Here is a 16,519-nt window from a genome sequence, read left to right as displayed (position 1 = left end):
CGACAATCCCGAGAAGCGGATATGCCATTCCAGCATGCGGACACTGCGCGAGGCAGAAAGAGGGGACTTCCGCGGCGCTCTACGGGCGGATCGCGGGGTGGCGCCGGGCGATCCCGGCGTGTTCCCGCGCATCCCGGCGCAGTGCGTGGGGCGAAGGTCCCGATACAGGGCGAGCATCATTGCCCGCCCGGAGTCCTGGAGTGATGCCCAGGGGACACGGGATCGAAACCACCGAGTAACGGACTACTTATGTTGCGTACTGCATAGTGTCTCACTCCGATGGTCGTCAGCCTATGGCCGCGCCGATCCAGGTGCCCAGGACGTACGTCACACCGGCGGCCGCGCCGCCGAGCAGCAGCTGGCGCAGGCCGCTGTACCACCACGACCGGGCGGTGACCCGGGCGACGACCGCGCCGCAGGCGAAGAGGCCGGCCAGCGCGAGCAGCACCGCGGGCCACAGGGCCGTGGCGCCGAGCAGGTACGGCAGTACGGGCAGCAGTGCACCCAGGGCGAAGGAACCGAAGGACGAGACGGCGGCGACGAGCGGCGACGGCAGGTCGTCGGGGTCGATGCCGAGCTCCTCGCGGGCGTGGATCTCCAGGGCCTGCTCGGGGTCGCGGGACAGCTGCAGGGCGACCTCGCGGGCGAGCGCCGGCTCGACGCCGCGCGAGACGTACAGCTCGGCCAGCTCCTCCATCTCGTCGACGGGGTGCTTGCGCAGCTGCTGCCGCTCGACGTCGAGCTCGGCGAGGACCAGTTCGCGCTGGGAGGCCACGGAGGTGTACTCGCCGGCGGCCATCGAGAAGGCTCCGGCGGCGAGTCCGGCGAGGCCCGTGATCACGATGGTCTGCGGGGCGACGGCTCCGCCGGCCACGCCGGTCATGAGGGCGAGGTTGGAGACGAGCCCGTCCATCGCGCCGAAGACGGCCGGCCTCAGCCATCCGCCGTTGACATCGCGGTGGGTGTGGTTGTCGCGGTGGGCGGTGTGCAGCGGCGCTTCGACGTCGATGATGGACATGTGGTGCTGTCTCCCCAATTGTCGTGGCGGACGCCATGACGCGCCCCGCTCCCCCTGAACGCCTCGAAACTACGCACGATTTCCGTCGCCCGCCAGCAAGGAAGGCCGTACTTACCTGCGGTTTTGCGGGTCGGCGACCGGGTGACGCCGGTGTTCGCGGGGTGTTTCGCGGCGCGCGGCAAACCGTATGTCATGGCACAAATCCCCCAGGGGCTCATGATGGGCCCCATCCACGTGGGAGAGGCGCGCCAATGGAGCCGGTGAAGCAGATTGCATGCGATCCGCAGGTCCTCCTGGAACGGGCCAGGGGCGCTCTTCTGGGGCTCGCGGTGGGCGACGCGCTCGGCGCCCCCGCGGAGAACATGAAGCCGTCGGAAATCCGGGCGCGATGGGGCCGCATCGAGGGCTTCGTGTCGGACGACCCGGCAGGCACCGACGACACCGAGTACGCGATCTTCTCGGGGCTGCTCCTGGCCCGCCACGGCTCGGCGCTCACCGTCTCCCATGTCGAACGGGCGTGGCACCACTGGATCGCGGACCTCGACGAAGGCCCCTTCCGGGGGGCGGGGTTCTCCGAGCGCGGCACCCTGGAGAACCTCCGCCGCGGCCTGGCCGCGCCCATTTCCGCGCAGCACCGGCACGCGTGGTCGGACGGACTGGCCATGCGGGCCGCGCCGTTCGGGGTCTTCGCGGCGGGCCGGCCCGCCGAGGCGGCGCGGCTGGTCGCCATCGACGGCACGGTCAGTCACGACGGGGAGGGCATCTACGGCGGCCAGGCGGTGGCGGCGGGCGTGGCGGCGGCCATGGCGGGCGGCAGTGCGGCGTCCGTGGTCTCCGCCGCCCTGTCGGTCATTCCGTCTGACTCGTGGACGGCCCGTTCCCTGCGCCGGGCGGTCACCGCCGCCCCGCGCGGGGAACGGGCGGTGCGCTCGGCGGTGGTCATCGGCGGCTACCCCTGGACGGACCTGGCGCCGGAGGCAGTGGGCCTGGCGTTCGGCGCCTTCGCCGCCTGCCGCGGCGACTTCCCCTCCTCCGTGCTCACCGCCGTGAACATGGGCCGCGACGCGGACACCACCGCCGCGGTGGCGGGCGCCCTGGCCGGCGCCATGTCGGGCGCCGCGGCGATCCCCGCCGCCTGGGGCTCGGCCATCGGCCCGGTGCGCGGAAGCTGCCTGCCGTCGATGCGGGGCTACCACGTCCTGGACATCGCGGACCTCCTCACCCCGGAATACGAGGCCGCCCGATGACTCCGTCCCCCGCGACCGGACCCACCCCACCCGAGCCCGCACCGGCCCTCCCGGCCGGGCAGCGGCGTCCCGCACCGGCCGACCGGGCGGAAGCCCTGGCCGGACGCGGCCCGGACGGGCGGCCGCAGGCGGCTGCGACCGGCCCCGGCGACACCTCGGGCCGCAGGGCGCAGGCCCTGCCGCGGATCGGACCGGCGGGGCCGGCGGCCGCGCGCCCCGGACCGGCCGGGCCGGAGGGCGGGGCGGCGGCGCTGCGACCGCCGGTGCGGGCGGACACCCACGGCGGGGCGTCGGCACTACGGGCCGTGATCCGGCCCGCGGCGGCCCCGCGGCCCGGACAACGGGCAGCGGACCGGCGCCCCATCGAAGGCCTCCTGCTCGGGCTGGCCGCAGGCGACGCGGCCGGCTGGCCCGCAGCCCGGCACCGCGCCAGCCGGATGCCGCAGTGGACCCGCCGCCTCACCCGCGAGCTCGACACCTTCGCCGAGCAGAACGCCACCACCACCCTCCCCGTCCCCATCGCCCTCAACCAGCCCCCGGAGCCACTGCGCCTCGGCCCGTCCGACGACGCCGAATGGGCGGCATTCGCCGCCGAGTCCGTGCTCACCGCCGCGGGCGTCCTGCTCAGCGACCTCTCCCGTTCCCGCCGCATGCGCGCCGCCATCGACCTCGCCTGGAACGCCCTCGCCTCCGAGGTCGCCGCGGCAGCGGAACGCGCACCCGAGGTGGAGTCCGCCGTCCTGCCCCTGCGCGCGCGGATCTCGGTACGCGCCGGCCTCGGCAACCTCGCCGCGGGCCTGCGCCCGCCGGCCACCGGCCACGACAACCCGCACTACTTCGACGACGCCGCCTGCGTCCGCGCCTGCGTGCTCGCCGTCGTGCACCCCGGCGACGCCGGGGCAGCCGCCGACCTCGCCGAGTTCGACGCCCGCTACACCCAGGACGGCGACGGCGTGCACGGCGCCCGCGCCATGGCCGCCGCCATCGCCACCGCCCTGACCACGGCGGACGTCGACGCCGCCGTCGACGCCGCGCTCGCCCGGCTGCCCGCTGCCACCGAGATCGGCCGCAACGCCCGGCACGCCGTCGGTCTGGCCCGCGCCCATGCGGACGGCGGCGCGTTCGCCATCGTCCCGACCCTTGAGCACGAGATCGTGGACCACGTGTACAGCTACGGCATCGCCGCCGCCGAGACCGTCCCCGTCGCCCTCGCCCTGGCGACCGCCGCACGCGGCAGGACGGGCGAGGCCGTGCCGGCCGCCGCGTGCCTGTCCCGCGTCGCGGACTCCGCTCCCGCCCTGGCCGGCGCGCTCACCGGCGCGATCGGCGGCGGCGACTCCGTTCCCGCCGCCTGGCGCGAGGCCTGCCGCACCCTCTCGGGGTGCGCCCTCCCCCGCCTCGCCGGCACCGACCTGGTCGAACTCGCCACGCTCCTCGCACGGACGGAACTCACCTCACCCAAGGGATGATTCGGACATGACGCTCACGTTGGAGGACCGGGCCCTCGGGGCCCTCGTCGGCGCCGCCGTCGGCGACGCCCTCGGCGGCCCGGTGGAGGGCTGGACCCCGGACCAGATCGTCGAACGGCACGGCGGCCGCGTGCACGGCGTCGTCGGCCCGTGGCACGAGAACTGGCGCACCGCCCGCCCCATCGCGCCGTACCACAAAGGCGACGGACACGTCACGGACGACACCTTGATGACGCACGCGCTGGTACGGGTGTACGAGACGGTACGGGACCACCTCGACGCGTACGCCGTCGCCGAGCACCTGGTCCCCGATCTGATGACCATCCCGCGCTGGATCCCCGAACTGGAGGCCGAGGCACTGCCGTTGCAGCGGATCTTCCTCGCGGAGAAGTGGATGGTGACCCGCCTGCACTACGCGCACGCGGATCCACGCGAGGCCGGCACCGGCAACATCGTCAACTGCGGCGCGGCCATGTACATGGCCCCGGTGGGCATCGTCAACGCGGGCAACCCGGCCGGGGCCTACGCCGAGGCCCTGGACGTCGCCGGGGCGCACCAGTCCTCGTACGGGCGGGAGGCCGCGGGCGTCTTCGCGGCGGCGGTGGCGGCGGCGTGCCTGCCGGGGGCGACGGCCGCCTCGGTGGTGCAGGCAGCCCTGTCCCTGGCCAAGGACGGCACGCGCGCGGCGATCGCCGCCGTCGGCGAAGTGGCGTGCCGGTACCGGGACTTCGAGTCGGCGCTCGCCCCGCTGCGGGCAGCGGTGGCCCCCTACGACTCGGTCGGCCCGGACTACCGCACCCCGTCGCTCGACGCCCGCCGCCCGTCCCGCCTCCATGCCATCGAGGAGCTCCCGATCGCGCTGGGGATGCTGCTGGTCGCGGACGGACGGTACGAGACGGCCGTGCTCGGCGCCGTCAACTACGGGCGGGACTGCGACTCCATCGCCACCATGGCGGGGGCGATCGCCGGAGCCCTGGGCGGCGAGGCCGCGGTGCCGGCGGTCTGGGCCAAACAGGTCGCCGGAGCCAGCCGCCTGGACCTGCACGCCCCGGCCGTCGCGCTGGCCGCCGTGGCCCGGGAGGTCTTCGCCCGCGACCGGGCCCGCCGCCGCGCCCACGAGTCGGCCTTCGCCGCGATCGCGACCCCCTGATGCCCCCGCCGACGCCCCCGTCCCCCTGCGGCCCCCCTCCGGCCGGCCCCGCGCCCCGGTCCGGGAGCCCGGGCCCCACCCGCCCGGCCCCCCGGACCGCCGCGACACCGCCGAGGGCGGTCACCGGCTCCGCCCCCGGTGCGGGCCCGAAGCCCGGCACCGGATCGGCACCGGGCACGCCGGAACCGCCGTTCGGCTCCCCGGCAGCGGCCGCCACCCCGAGCGGAGCGGCAGCGGCCCGGGAACGCCCTGCCGGACCCGGCCCGGTCGGCGGCGTGCGTCTGACCTGGGCGCAGCCCGAGGACCTGGTCGGGCACGAGCTGCGTCAGGCGGCCGAGGACGGCCGGGACCCCGGCCCCGCCCTGCGGACCTGGTCCGCAGCGGGCGGCCACCCGGCGCCGGAGCGCGCCGGGGCCTCTCCCGTCCCGGCGTCCCCGCACCTGCGGGCGTTGGCCTCCCGCCTGCTGGACGAACTCGCCCTCCTGCCCTCGCCGTTGGCCGCCGCCGAGCCCACCGCATGGGCGGCCATCGCCGCCGCCTGCACGACGACCGGCGCACCCGCTCCCGCGACGCCCCGGCCCGCCCCGGACCGGGACTCCCGGCCGGCGCCGCGCGCGAAGTCCGGACCGGGGGCGGGGCCGGGCGGGGACGGGCTGCGCAGCCGGCTCGAAGCCGCCTGGGTCGGGCGGGCCGCCGGGTGTCTGCTCGGGAAGCCCGTCGAGAAGCTGCCGCTGGAGGGGATCAGGGCACTGGCCCGCGCCGCCGGGAACTGGCCGCTGGACGACTGGTTCAGCGCCCGCGACGTCCCGGCGGAGCTGCTGGCCGCGTACCCCTGGAACCGCCGCTCCGCACCCACCTGCCTCGCCGAGAACATCGACGGCATGCCCGAGGACGACGACCTCGACCACCCCCTCCTCGGCCTCCTCCTGCTCCAGCGCCACGGCAAGGCCTTCACCACCGCCGACCTCGCCCGCCTGTGGCTGGACGAGCTGCCCGCCGGGCGTACCTTCACCGCCGAGCGCGTCGCGTACCGCAACCTCCTGCTCGGGCTGGAGCCCCCCGAGACCGCCACCCACCACAACCCGTTCCGCGAATGGATCGGTGCACTCATCCGCGCCGACGTGCACGGCTGGACCAACCCGGGCGACCCGGCCGCCGCCGCGGCCCAGGCCTACCGGAACGCCGCCCTCACCCACACCGGCAACGGCGTCTACGCCGCCCTCTTCGTCGCCGCCGCCACCGCCGCGGCCGCCACCGGCCGCGCGGACGTCCACACCGCGCTGCGGACCGGGCTGGCCGCCGTACCGCCCCGCTCCCGTCTCGCCGGGGCGATCCGCTTCGGGATCCGCACGGCCGCCGAGGAGGCCGACTTCGACCGCGTCGTCGACCGGCTGCACGCCCGCTTCGGGCACTACCACTGGGTCCACTCCGTCCCGAACACCGCCCTGATCGCAGCCGCCCTCACCCATGCCGACGGGGACTTCACCCGCTCCGTCTGCCGTGCCGTGTCCGGCGGCTGGGACACCGACTCCAACGGGGCCACCGCCGGGGCCCTCGCAGGCCTCGTCGCCGGGGCACCCGAACGGATCCCGCACCGCTGGACCGCCCCGCTCAAGAACCGCCTCGCCAGTACCGTCCCCGGCTTCGACGGCATCGGCTTCGACACCCTCGCCCACCTCACCGCACAGGAGGCAGCACGCTCATGACGGTCATCGCCGTGCTCGGCAGCACCAACATGGACCTCGTCGCCTACGTCCCCAAGGCCCCGCTCGCCGGGGAGACGGTCACCGGTCGCGCGTTCCGGACCGTCCCCGGCGGCAAGGGCGCCAACCAGGCCGTCGCCGCCGCCCGCTCCGGCGGGAAGGTGGTCATGATCGGCGCGGTCGGGGCCGACGAGTTCGGGGTCCGGCTGCGCTCCGCGCTCACCGCCGCCGGCGTCGAGACGGCGGCGCTGCGCACCGTCGAGGGCGCCAGCGGCACCGCGCACATCACCGTGGACGACGAGGGCGGCAACCGCATCGTGGTCGTCCCGGGGGCGAACGGCAGCGTCACCGGTCTGGAGGCGGGGGACGAGGCGCGGATCGCCGCCGCCGGTGCCCTCCTCCTCCAGCTGGAACTGCCGCTGCCCGCCGTGCTCGCCGGGGCCCGCACCGCCCGCGCGCACGGTGTCCGTACGGTACTCACCCCGGCCCCCGCCCAGCCCCTGCCCGCCGAGCTGCTCGCCGTCACGGACCTGCTGGTGCCCAACGAGCACGAGGCCGCCGCCCTGACCGGGCTGACCGACCCCCGGCAGGCCGCCGAGGCCCTGCTGGACGCGGTGCCCGAGGTGGTCGTCACCCTCGGCGCGGCCGGGGTCCTCCACGCGGCACGCGGCCGGGACCCGCTGCGGGTGCCCGCGCCCCGGGTCCGGGCGGTGGACACCACCGCGGCCGGGGACACCTTCGTCGGGGCCCTGGCAGTGGCCCTGGGCGAGGGCCGGCCGATGCCGGAGGCGCTGCGCTGGGCTTCGGCCGCGGCCGCGCTCTCGGTGCAGCGCCACGGCGCCCAGGACTCGATGCCGACCCGGTCCGAGACGGAAGCCTTCGCCCTGGCCGCGTGGCAGGCGGACCCCCGGCCGGGGAGCGGCACCCTCACCGGTGCCGACGAGGCCGGGACCGTACCCCCGGACCGCCCCGGCGGCCACCGGACCACCGGTTCCGACGGCGCCGGGACCGGAGCCGGCTGGTGACCCCGGACACCCCGTCGGGCAGCGGCGCCGGGCCGACGCCCTCCGAAGCCCGCCCCCTCCGTGGCGGCCGGGACGCAGAACCGAACCGGGCCGGCCCGCCGGCCCCCGCGGCCGGGCCCGTGCCGCCGGGCGTCGCACCGGGCCCCCACCCGGCGGCGGGCCCCGGCGGGCCCCGGCCACGGACCGGGCGCCCGCCCGCACCCACCCGGCCGGGGCAGGGGCGGGGGCCGCTGCGCGGGCTGCGGGTGCTCGACCTCGCCACGCTCTTCGCCGGACCCCTCGCCGCGACCCTGCTCGGCGACTTCGGCGCCGACGTCGTCAAGGTCGAGCACCCGGCCCTGCCCGACCCCTCCCGCGGTCACGGCCCCGCCAAGGACGGCATCGGCCTGTGGTGGAAACTGCTCGGCCGGAACAAGCGGACCATGACCCTCGATCTGTCCACCCCCGGTGGTCGGGACACCCTCCTGCGGCTCGCCGCCACCGCCGACGTGGTCATCGAGAACTTCCGCCCCGGCACCCTGGAGAAATGGGGCCTGGGCTGGTCCGAACTCTCCGACGCCAACCCGCGCCTGATCCTGGCCCGTGTCACGGCCTTCGGCCAGCAGGGGCCGTACGCCCACCGCCCCGGCTTCGGCACCCTCGCCGAAGCCATGAGCGGGTTCGCCGCGGCCACCGGCGAGCCGGACGGGCCGCCGACCCTGCCGCCTTTCGGACTCGCCGACTCGATCGCAGCGCTGACCTGCGCGTACGCCGTGATGACAGCGCTCGCCGGACGGGAGCGCACCGGACACGGGCAGGTCGTGGACCTGGCCATCGTCGAGCCGATCCTCACCGTGCTCGGCCCGCAGCCGCTCTGGTACGACCAGCTGGGGTACGTCCAGCCCCGCACCGGAAACCGCTCCGCCAACAACGCCCCCCGCAACACCTACCGCAGCGCCGACGGCCGCTGGCTGGCGGTCTCCGCCTCCGCCCGGTCCGTCGCCGAGCGGGTGGTGCGGCTGGTCGGCCGGCCGGAGCTGATCGCCGAGCCCTGGTTCGCCACCGGTACCGGGCGGGCCCGGCACGCGGACGTCCTCGACGAGGCCGTCGGCGGATGGATCGCCCGCCACAAGGCGGAGGAGGTCGTCTGCGCCTTCGAGGAGGCCGACGCGGCGGTCGCCCTCGTCTACGACGTGCGCGACGTGATGGACGATCCGCAGTTCGCGGCCCTCGACACGCTGACCGAGGTGGAGGATCCGGAGCTGGGGCCGCTGCGGATGCAGAACATTCTGTTCCGGTTGTCCGAGACCCCGGGCGGGATCCGCTGGGCGGGCCGCCCGCACGGCGCGGACACGACCGAGGTGCTGGCCGAGCTCGGACTGTCCGGCGCCGAGATCGCCGCACTGCGCGCCGAGGGGGCCCTGTGATCCTGACCTGGCTGTACGCACCGGGCGACCGCCCGGCCGTGGTCGCCAAGGCACTGGGCTGCGGAGCGGACGCCGTCATCGTCGACTTGGAGGACGCGGTGGCGGTCTCGCGCAAGGAGTACGCCCGTGCCGCCACCGCCGAGCTGCTCGCCGAACCGCTGCCGGTCCCCGTCCACGTGCGCGTCAATGCGATCGACTCCCCGTGGGGCGGCGCCGACCTGGCCGCTCTCGCCGGGCTGCGCGGGCTCGCGGGGCTGCGGCTGCCCAAGGTCAGCGCGCCGGAGCAGATCGCCGCGACCGCCGACCGCACGGGCGGGGTGGGCCTGTACGCCCTGCTGGAGTCGGCGCTGGGCGTGGAGCGCGCGCACGGGATCGCCCGCGCGCACCCGGCCCTGCGCGGGCTCTCCCTCGGCGAGGCGGACCTGCGGGCGGATCTGGCGGTCAGTGCGGAGGAGGGGCTGGACTGGTGCCGCTCCCGGGTGGTGGTCGCGGCGCGCGCGGCCGGGCTGGCTCCCCCGTCCCAGTCGGTCTTCCCCGACATCCGGGACCTGGAGGCGCTGGCGGCCTCCTGCGCCCGCGGCCGGTCCCTCGGCTTCCTCGGCCGGGCGGCGATCCACCCGCGTCAGCTCCCCGTGATCGAGCGGGCCTATCTCCCGGCGCCGGAGGAGGTGAACGCCGCGATGGAGGTGCTCGGCGCGGCGCGGGCCGCGCCCGGCGCGCTGGCGCTGCCCGACGGGCGGTTCGTGGATCCGGCCGTGGTGGCCTCGGCCCACCGCACCCTGGCGCTGGCCGCCCGGCTGCCGGTCCGCTGATGCCGCACCGGGCGGGCCACCGGGCCCGCACCGCGGGACCGCGCGCCGGGCGCCCTGGGCCGGGGCGCGCGTGGGCGGCGCGTCGCGGACGCCGGCCGGTACGGCAGAGGGGGTGCCGCATGGCGTGCGGCACCCCCTCTCCCGACCGGTTCGCGGTCAGGGCGTGTCGGCCTCCGGGGCCCCGGCGTCCACGGCCGGCTTGCGCAGGTCGGCCTTGACCGCTCCCTGCCGTACCGCGGTGTCGGCGCTCCCGGCGCCGGTCGGCGGGGCGTCCACGGGCGCGGCGTCGGCCTTGGCCTCGGGCCCCGGCTCGGTGTCGGTCTCGGCCTCGGTGTCGGCCTCGGTCCCGGCCTTGGCCGCGCCCTTGTCGCCCTCGCCGCCGGGGGCGTCCGGCTCGACGATCTCCTCGCGGCCCGGCCGCAGCTTCGCCGAGACGACCAGGTAGACCACCGCGAGCACGAAGACGATGATCGAGGTCCAGACGTTCAGCCGCACGCCGAGGATGTGGTGCGCCTCGTCGACGCGCATGTACTCGATCCAGCCGCGGCCGACGCAGTACGCGGCGACGTAGAGGGCGAAGGCCCGCCCGTGGCCGAGCGTGAAGCGGCGGTCGGCCCAGATCACCAGGAAGGCGACGCCGACGCACCACAGCGACTCGTACAGGAAGGTCGGGTGGTAGGTCCCGGCGTCCCGGTTCGGGCCGGCGCTGATCTCCACCGCCCAGGGCAGGTCCGTGGCCCGGCCGTAGAGCTCCTGGTTGAACCAGTTGCCCCAGCGACCGCACGCCTGGGCCAGCGCGATGCCGGGGGCCAGGGCGTCGGCCCAGGCCGGCAGCGGGATACCGCGCAGTCGGCAGCCGATCCAGGCTCCGACCGCGCCCAGCGCGATCGCGCCCCAGATGCCGAGGCCGCCCTCCCAGATCTTGAAGGCGTCGACCCAGTTGCGGCCCTCGCCGAAGTAGAGCTGGTAGTCGGTGACCACGTGGTAGAGGCGACCGCCGACCAGGCCGAACGGCACCGCCCACACGGCGATGTCCGCGACCGTGCCCGGCTTTCCGCCGCGCGCGATCCAGCGCTTGTTGCCGAGCCAGACGGCGACGAAGACGCCGATGATGATGCAGAACGCGTAGCCGCGGAGCGGGATCGGTCCGAGATGGATCACGCCGGTCGACGGACTGGGGATGTAAGCAATGTCCATGGCAGACCTGACGCTACCCTGCCGGGCGGTGCGTACCGCAACCCGCCCGGCGGGGTCGAAACCAAATCCACACATGGACCGGCGGACGTCAGTCCGCCGCGGAGCCGCTCCCGGAGCTGTTCGCGGAGCTCTTCGCCGCCGTCCTGGAGGGCGACGGTGAGGCCTGCGCCCCGCTCTTGCCGGTGTCCTTCTCGGAGCCCTTCTCGGAGCCCTTCTCGGAGCCCTTGGCACCGGCCGCCCCGCCGGAGCCCTGGGCGCCCGCCTCCACCTTCTGCTTCAGCTTCTGCGGGGTCAGCGGGTCCGCCTGGTCGGAGAAGACGTCCTTGCCGTCGAGCAGCACGGTCGGCGTGCCGCGGAAGTTCCCGGCGGCGAAGGCCTCGTGCGACTTGGCCACCCAGCTGTTGTGCGTGCCTTGCTCGACGCACGCCTCGAACGCGGGAGTGACCAGCCCGTCGACCTTGGCGGCGAGCTCCAGGAGCTTGGCGTTCTTGCCGTAGGCGTCGTCGATCTCCTCCGGCTGGTTCTGGAAGAGGACGTCGTGGTATTCGGTGAACTTGCCGGCGTCCTGGGCGCAGGCGGCCGCGTTCGCCCCCTTCAGGGAGCCGCTGCCGCCCATGTTGCCGTCGATGAGCGTGACCAGGTGGTAGTCCACCTTGAGCAGGCCCTTGGCCTCCAGCTCGTGGATGGTCTCGCGGTAGTTGTCCTCGAAGGACTTGCAGGCCGGGCAGCGGAAGTCCTCCCACACCGTGAGGGTGGCCTTCGCCTCGGGCTTGCCCGTCTGGATCGCGAGAGCGTCCTTGCCGGTGGCGCCACTGGGGGCGACGACCGGGCCGCCCTTGGCGCTGGTGTCCTTGCCGGCGTTGGCCGCGATCACGCCCACGACCGTCGCCAGGCCCAGGACGCCGACCACCGCCGCCGCCACGATCAGGGTCCGCCGGCGCTTGTCCCGGGTCTTCTGCCGCTCGCGCTCCGCTTGGAGTCGCTCCCGGGCCGATCGTTTCGTCGCATCGCGGTTGGCACCGTCGTTCTTGTCGCTCACGCTCCGCCAAACGAAGCAGGGAGGCACTCGCGTGCCTCCCTGTCCGCCATTCCACCCGATCGGACTACAGAACCCGATCGGGTGTCGGTTTTGTCTTAGCTCCTGCGTACGCCTGCCGCAAGTTCGCCCGCCAGCGCCCGTACGGCGTCCAGCCCGGCCGGCAGGTCCGGCGCGTCCAGCAGCAGCTTCACGAAGGCCGAGCCGACGATCACCCCGTCGGCGAAGCCGGCCACTTCCTTGGCCTGGGCCGCGTTCGAGACGCCGAGGCCGACGCAGACCGGGAGCCCGCCGCGGGCCCCGGCCGCGGCACGGGTGCGCCGCACCAGGTCCTGGGCCTGGTTGCCGACCGACTCGCGGGTGCCGGTGACGCCCATCAGCGAGGCGGCGTAGACGAAGCCGGAGCCGGCCGCCGTGATGGTGGCCAGACGCTCGTCCTTGCTGCTCGGCGCCACGACGAAGACGGTCGCCAGGCCGTGCTTCGCGGCGTGCTCGCGCCACAGCGCGGACTCCTGGACCGGCAGGTCGGGCAGGATGCAGCCGGCCCCGCCCGCCTCCGCCAGCTCGGCCGTGAACCGCTCCACGCCGTAGCGGTCGATCGGGTTCCAGTAGGTCATCACCAGGATCGGCGCGCCGGTCGCCTCATGGGCCTCGCGCACGGTGCGCAGCACGTCGGCGATCTTGACTCCGCCGCGCAGGGCGATGTCGTCGGCGGTCTGGATGACGGCGCCGTCGAGGACCGGGTCACTGTGCGGGAGGCCGATCTCGACCACGTCCGCGCCGCCCTCGACGACGGCCTTGACCGCGTCGATGGCGCCGTCGACGGTCGGGAAGCCGGCCGGCAGGTACGCGACGAGCGCGGCGCGGTCCTCGGACTTCGCCTTGGCGAGCGTATCGCTCAGCAGCTGGATGTTGCCGTTGCTCACTTCGACTCCCCCTCGACCGTCTCTGCGTCGTACAGCCCGAAGTAGCGGGCCGCCGTGTCCATGTCCTTGTCGCCGCGGCCGGACAGGTTGACGACCAGCAGGCCGTCCTTGCCCAGCTCCCTGCCCAGCTCCAGGGCGCCCGCGAGAGCGTGCGCCGACTCGATCGCCGGGATGATGCCCTCCGTGCGGGAGAGCAGGCGCAGGGCCTGCATCGCGGCGTCGTCGGTGACCGCGCGGTACTCGCCGCGGCCGGCGTCCTTGAGGTAGGAGTGCTCCGGGCCGATGCCCGGGTAGTCCAGGCCGGCGGAGATGGAGTAGGGCTCGGTGATCTGGCCCTCCTCGTCCTGCAGGACGTAGGAGCGGGAGCCGTGCAGGATGCCGGGCTCGCCCGCGGTCAGGGTGGCCGCGTGCTCGCCGGTCTCGACACCGTGCCCGGCGGGCTCGAAGCCGACCAGGCGGACGTCGGTGTCCGGGATGAAGGCGTGGAAGAGGCCGATGGCGTTGGAGCCGCCACCGACGCAGGCCGCGACGGCGTCGGGCAGCCGGCCGGCGCGCTCCAGGATCTGGCGGCGGGCCTCGACGCCGATCACGCGGTGGAAGTCGCGGACCATCGCCGGGAAGGGGTGCGGCCCGGCCACCGTGCCGAAGAGGTAGTGGGTGCGGTCCACGTTGGCGACCCAGTCGCGGAACGCCTCGTTGATCGCGTCCTTCAGGGTCCGCGAACCGGACTTCACCGCGATGACCTCGGCGCCCAGCATGCGCATGCGGGCGACGTTCAGCGCCTGCCGCTGGGTGTCGATCTCGCCCATGTAGATGACGCACTCAAGGCCGAAGAGGGCGCAGGCGGTGGCGGTGGCCACGCCGTGCTGGCCGGCTCCGGTCTCGGCGATCACGCGGGTCTTGCCCATGCGCCGGGTGAGCAGCGCCTGGCCCAGCACGTTGTTGATCTTGTGCGAGCCCGTGTGGTTGAGGTCCTCGCGCTTGAGGAAGATCCGAGCGCCGCCGGCGTGCTCGGCGAAGCGGGGCACCTCGGTGAGGGCGCTCGGGCGGCCGGTGTAGTTGACCATGAGGTCGCCCAGCTCGGCCGCGAAGGACGGGTCCTCCTTGGCCTTCTCGTACTCGACGGCCACCTCGTCCACGGCGGCGACGAGCGCCTCCGGGATGAACTTGCCGCCGAAGTCGCCGAAGTAACCCTCGGCGTTGGGAACGTGACCCTCCGGGTCCGGGATGAAGAACTCGCTGGACATGTCCAGTGCTCCTACGGGTGCGAGATGCGGCGGGTGGTTTCACCGTAGGGCGCCGCCCGCCCGTGCCGCGCACACCCCGCTGGGGGTGTCCTGCGTACGGTGCGGGGCAGCCCGCTCCCGGAGCCGGTCGGCCCGGGCAGCGGGCCGTACGGGACCGCCGGGCGACGCGGTACGCCTTCGCGCACCGGGTCGCGGCAGCCCTCGTTACGGCGCTTCTCCGCGGCGCCATCGCATGCCGTTGACCTGGCCGGGCTCGGAGCCGATCACGTACCGGACCCGCCGCCCGTGGACGCGCCGGGCCGGGGCGCGGCAGCCGCGGGGGCGGCAGCCGCGCGCCAGGGGCGCGTACGCCGTCGGCACGCCGCCCGGGCCGCGGCGGGATGCCGGCGGCGCGGACCGCGCGCGGACGCGGGGACGGTCGGGGGTCACGGGAAGGGTCAGCTCCGTCCGTGGCGCAGGGCCGGGTGGGCCCCGGCGGCGACGAGGTCGGCCACGGCCGCCTTCGGGTCGCGGCCGGTGACCAGGGACTCACCGACGAGGACGGCGTCGGCGCCCTCGTTCGCGTAGGCGATCAGGTCGTGCGGTCCGCGGATGCCGGACTCGGCGACCTTGACGATGTGGGGCGGGATCTCGCCGACGACGCGCTCGAAGGTGGAGCGGTCGACCTTGAGGTCCTTGAGGTTGCGGGCGTTGACCCCGATGATCCTGGCGCCGGCGGCCACCGCCCGCTCCACCTCCTCCTCGTCATGGACCTCGACGAGCGGGGTGAGACCGATGGACTCGGCCCGCTCGATGAGGGAGACGAGGGCCTCCTGCTCCAGAGCCGCGACGATCAGCAGCGCGAGGTCGGCGCCGTAGGCGCGGGCCTCCCAGAGCTGGTAGGCGGTGACGATGAAGTCCTTGCGCAGGATCGGGATGTCCACGCGGGCGCGGACGGCCTCCAGGTCGGCCAGCGAGCCGCCGAAGCGGCGCTGCTCGGTGAGGACGGAGATGACCGCCGCACCGCCTGCCTCGTAGTCCGCGGCGAGCCCGGCCGGATCCGCGATCGCGGCCAGCGCGCCCTTGGAGGGGCTGGAGCGCTTGACCTCGCAGATCACCTTGACGCCGTCGCCGCGCAGGGCCGCGACGCCGTCCTTGGCCTGGGGCGCCTTGGCGGCACGCTCCTTGAGCTCGTCGAGGCTCACGCGGGCCTGCCGTTCGGCAAGGTCTTCGCGGACCCCTTCGATGATCTCGTCGAGCACACTCACGCGAGCGGCCCCCTTCCGGGTCGATGACGGTCGGCCGCCCTGCAGACACGAACCACTGCAAGGTCGGCCATCAAATGGTATCCGGCGGAGGCGTCGCCCTCCGCACTCGGTTGACGGCGTCCCAGTAACTGGACATTCGGAATGCGCCCTTCATCCCGGCTGTACGCCGGGCTCAGGGCGCCAGCGCCGACCCGAAAGAGAGATTTCGGACAACGGCGAAAACCAGTACCACCGCGCCCACCGCCCACGAGTGGGCGGGACGCAGGACGATCCTGGGGGCCGGCCGGCCGCGGAAGGCGCGAACCAGCCACAGGGCCATGAAACCCGCGAAGACGAAGTAGCCGACGACGGCGAGGGCATTCGACCCGAAAGCAGCGGCCAGGTCCCCGTGGGCGAACGCGTGCGCGCTGCGCAGCCCGCCGCAGCCCGGACACAGGAGGCCCGTCAGCTGCAGCAGCGGGCAGACCGGGTAGTGGCCCGGCTCGTTCGGGTCCACGGCGCCCACGTACGCGAACGCCGCGCCGACCGCGGCCAGGTAGGACGCCGGGACGGCGAGCCGCCTGGCCAGGGAGGCCCGCTCGACGGGACCGCGGGGGCCGGCGGGCAGGGCGGGACCCGCGGGGCCGGCCTGCGGGCCGGGTACGGCGTCGGGGGTGCTGGAGGCGTCCACCTGCTGATTCTCTCCGCTCACGACAAAAGGCGCAGCCCGGCGGGGCCGCGCCTTTCGGCTCTCTTCCAGGACCGGCGCAGGTGGCGCGCTCAGGCCTTGGCGGGGACCTTGTTCGCGGCGATGACCTCGGCGAGGTCCTTGTGGGTGGCCTTCGGCGCGCCCATGCCCGCGGCCTTCATCCCCAGGCCGACGACCCCGCCGAGCGCGACGACGACCATCCCGGCCCAGAACCCGATCGGGTTCGCGAGCACCATGAAGGCGCCGGAGATGCAGAAACCGATGAAGGCGATGATGACACCGGTCCAGGCGGCCGGGGTGTGTCCGTGGCTCGTGCCCGCCATGAGTTGCTCCTCGTTTGCTCTGTCG

General features: G+C 74.9%; 15 protein-coding genes and 1 pseudogene. 7 read left to right on the top strand and 9 right to left on the bottom strand.

Translation table 11 applies throughout. The features are described 5' to 3' along the window. Positions 1 to 286: 286 nt before the first annotated feature. On the bottom strand, positions 287 to 1,018 hold the full coding sequence (locus AW27_RS25415) for a VIT1/CCC1 transporter family protein (protein ID WP_037926773.1): 732 nt from the start codon (positions 1,016 to 1,018) through the stop codon (positions 287 to 289). A gap of 251 nt (positions 1,019 to 1,269) precedes the next feature. Between AW27_RS25415 and AW27_RS25410 the strand changes: the two genes are divergently transcribed. From AW27_RS25410 to AW27_RS25380, 7 genes are all read left to right on the top strand, one after another. Next, on the top strand, positions 1,270 to 2,265 hold the full coding sequence (locus tag AW27_RS25410) for an ADP-ribosylglycohydrolase family protein (protein ID WP_037926776.1): 996 nt from the start codon (positions 1,270 to 1,272) through the stop codon (positions 2,263 to 2,265). Continuing rightward, positions 2,262 to 3,734, top strand: coding sequence for an ADP-ribosylglycohydrolase family protein (locus tag AW27_RS25405; RefSeq protein WP_236647800.1), 1,473 nt, complete (start codon positions 2,262 to 2,264; stop codon positions 3,732 to 3,734). The genes AW27_RS25410 and AW27_RS25405 overlap by 4 nt, the downstream gene beginning before the upstream one ends. Positions 3,735 to 3,741: 7 nt before the next feature. Next, positions 3,742 to 4,884, top strand: coding sequence for an ADP-ribosylglycohydrolase family protein (locus AW27_RS25400; RefSeq protein ID WP_037926779.1), 1,143 nt, complete (start codon positions 3,742 to 3,744; stop codon positions 4,882 to 4,884). A 275-nt stretch (positions 4,885 to 5,159) separates the two neighbouring features. Further along, positions 5,160 to 6,590, top strand: a complete 1,431-nt coding sequence (locus AW27_RS25395) for an ADP-ribosylglycohydrolase family protein (RefSeq protein WP_037926782.1) — start codon at positions 5,160 to 5,162, stop codon at positions 6,588 to 6,590. Continuing rightward, positions 6,587 to 7,612, top strand: coding sequence for a ribokinase (rbsK, locus tag AW27_RS25390; protein WP_078556924.1), 1,026 nt, complete (start codon positions 6,587 to 6,589; stop codon positions 7,610 to 7,612). Before AW27_RS25395 ends, rbsK begins: the two co-directional genes overlap by 4 nt. Before the next feature lie 119 nt (positions 7,613 to 7,731). Next, entirely contained in the window at positions 7,732 to 9,018 is a 1,287-nt protein-coding gene (locus AW27_RS25385) for a CaiB/BaiF CoA transferase family protein (RefSeq protein ID WP_037927555.1), read from the top strand. Continuing rightward, a complete protein-coding gene (locus AW27_RS25380; protein WP_037926785.1) occupies positions 9,015 to 9,830 on the top strand; it encodes an HpcH/HpaI aldolase/citrate lyase family protein in 816 nt (271 codons plus the stop codon). Before AW27_RS25385 ends, AW27_RS25380 begins: the two co-directional genes overlap by 4 nt. A gap of 383 nt (positions 9,831 to 10,213) precedes the next feature. Here AW27_RS25380 and lgt read toward each other — a convergent pair. The 8 genes and pseudogenes from lgt to AW27_RS25340 all read right to left on the bottom strand — a co-directional run. Further along, positions 10,214 to 11,027, bottom strand: a pseudogene (gene lgt, locus AW27_RS25375) (prolipoprotein diacylglyceryl transferase); the annotation flags it as partial. An 88-nt stretch (positions 11,028 to 11,115) separates the two neighbouring features. Beyond that, the gene (locus AW27_RS25370; protein ID WP_078556928.1) at positions 11,116 to 12,066 is read right to left on the bottom strand and encodes a DsbA family protein; all 951 of its coding nucleotides are present in this window, start codon (positions 12,064 to 12,066) and stop codon (positions 11,116 to 11,118) included. A 95-nt stretch (positions 12,067 to 12,161) separates the two neighbouring features. Next, positions 12,162 to 12,989, bottom strand: a complete 828-nt coding sequence (trpA, locus tag AW27_RS25365; protein ID WP_037926788.1) for a tryptophan synthase subunit alpha — start codon at positions 12,987 to 12,989, stop codon at positions 12,162 to 12,164. After that, on the bottom strand, positions 12,986 to 14,236 hold the full coding sequence (gene trpB / locus AW27_RS25360; protein ID WP_037926791.1) for a tryptophan synthase subunit beta: 1,251 nt from the start codon (positions 14,234 to 14,236) through the stop codon (positions 12,986 to 12,988). The genes trpA and trpB overlap by 4 nt, the downstream gene beginning before the upstream one ends. Positions 14,237 to 14,440: 204 nt before the next feature. Beyond that, complete coding sequence (gene trpM / locus AW27_RS25355; protein WP_370466706.1) at positions 14,441 to 14,596, bottom strand: tryptophan biosynthesis modulator TrpM; 156 nt, start codon at positions 14,594 to 14,596, stop codon at positions 14,441 to 14,443. Between the two features lie 77 nt (positions 14,597 to 14,673). After that, positions 14,674 to 15,483, bottom strand: a complete 810-nt coding sequence (trpC, locus tag AW27_RS25350; protein ID WP_037926797.1) for an indole-3-glycerol phosphate synthase TrpC — start codon at positions 15,481 to 15,483, stop codon at positions 14,674 to 14,676. Positions 15,484 to 15,655: 172 nt separating this feature from the next. After that, entirely contained in the window at positions 15,656 to 16,153 is a 498-nt protein-coding gene (locus tag AW27_RS25345; RefSeq protein ID WP_078556930.1) for a DUF2752 domain-containing protein, read from the bottom strand. 89 nt (positions 16,154 to 16,242) lie between these two features. Continuing rightward, complete coding sequence (locus AW27_RS25340) at positions 16,243 to 16,494, bottom strand: HGxxPAAW family protein (protein WP_037926800.1); 252 nt, start codon at positions 16,492 to 16,494, stop codon at positions 16,243 to 16,245. Between the last annotated feature and the right edge of the window lie 25 nt (positions 16,495 to 16,519).

The sequence above is a fragment of the Streptomyces sp. PCS3-D2 genome (genome assembly GCF_000612545.2).
GTDB lineage: Bacteria > Actinomycetota > Actinomycetes > Streptomycetales > Streptomycetaceae > Streptomyces.
The sequence above is the reverse complement of the archived record's forward strand: the minus strand, read 5'-3'. Positions and strand labels throughout refer to the sequence as shown.